Annotated in this window: 1 protein-coding gene; it reads left to right on the plus strand. The window is 33.6% G+C overall.

Annotation, left to right across the window (positions count from 1 at the left end; genetic code table 11):
* The first annotated feature begins 186 nt into the window (after positions 1 to 186).
* Positions 187 to 891, plus strand: coding sequence for a helix-turn-helix domain-containing protein (locus tag A5875_RS16230; protein WP_088934554.1), 705 nt, complete (start codon positions 187 to 189; stop codon positions 889 to 891).
* The last annotated feature ends 540 nt before the right edge of the window (positions 892 to 1,431 follow it).

Raw genomic sequence — 1,431 nt, forward strand, 5'->3', positions numbered from 1 at the left:
ATTTAGTCGGATACCTTTTATTCTTTATTGGTTATTTCGTCTTAGTTTATAAAAAGAAAAATTTGGAACGGTCCTATAACTGTCTCTTATACACATCTAGATGTGTATAATTCAAGAAGAGTGGGCATTGTGATTTAGATAAAAAGTATTTAGTTGGAAAAGGTAATTTTAAGGAGGATGCAAAGGATGCAATTATTGCTTTTGACCAAGGTACCACTATACGAAGAAGATTTTGAACGACAATTAAAACAGTTAGGAAATGAAGTCTATTGTTCTAGCAATGTGATGACGAGAGTGAATAAAAGTTCTTTCGACAAGAATTTCTTTACTCAATTCGAAGGAATAATTTTTAGTGAGACGCTTTATGATATCGATGTGTATGAGGTCATCAACCATTTACCTGAAGGAAATATGAAACTCTTCCGTCGAACGATGGGAAGCAACTATGATATTACAAAACCGGAGCCGTTTCATGCTTGGATTCCAGTAAATTCTGATTTAGAGAGATTACGAGAAATTTTACTGATTGCGGAGCTGTCAAATCTAGCTACCAAGGACGCTATTCACGTTCAACAAGTTACCGTTAAACAAAAGTTATCAGAATTGAACTTGAAGCTGAAACAAAAAGAAATTGTTTACTACCTGATTCAAGCTGGTGATCGAACAGTTCCTCGAGAAGAAATCAGCCACCAAATTTGGGAGAAGGAACCGACTAAATCAGTTTTAGCGAGTCTTTCAAAGGTTGTTTCAAAAGTTAATGAGAAGCTGGAGCATAAATTCGGTGATGATGCGATTCAAACTGTTTGGGGACAAGGCTATCGTTTAAGCAAAACCTTTTACGATTATTTAGAGAATGATTTTGCTGATAAGCAAGAATTCATCATTCATTAATTTCCCGCCTGCCATTATTCTGTATGAAACATTTTCAACAGAAGTTCATTGGAAGGGTTCAATAGAAATTAAAGCGATTTTCGTTTCTTATGGTAGAAACGAAAATCGCTTTTTTGTTGTAGCGGTAGTTGCGAGGCACTTTTAAATAGTTCCAAATGACCTTATATTAATGCACTAACAATCGTCAGAATAATACAAATAATGCCATCCGAATAATGGGAAATGACTTTTTTGGACGAACAGAAAGTCGTTAAGTTATTGAAGCAGCACCATTTTTAACAATAAGAGAATAATTATTATAAAGTAACTAAAGTGCTTGAAATTCGATAAATAGCCTGAATTAGCTGTTTATAGCCTGTCTCTTATACACATCTAGATGTGTATAAGAGACAGAATTATTATAAAGTAACTAAAGTGCTTGAAATTCGATAAATAGCCTGAATTAGCTGTTTATAGCCTAGTAATTATCTGTCTCTTATACACATCTAGATGTGTATAAGAGACAGGTTTATACATTATTGTTTACTTATTATCCTGTTT

Origin of the sequence: Enterococcus sp. 3H8_DIV0648 (assembly GCF_002140655.1) — a bacterium.
In the GTDB taxonomy this organism is placed as follows: domain Bacteria; phylum Bacillota; class Bacilli; order Lactobacillales; family Enterococcaceae; genus Enterococcus_A; species Enterococcus_A hulanensis.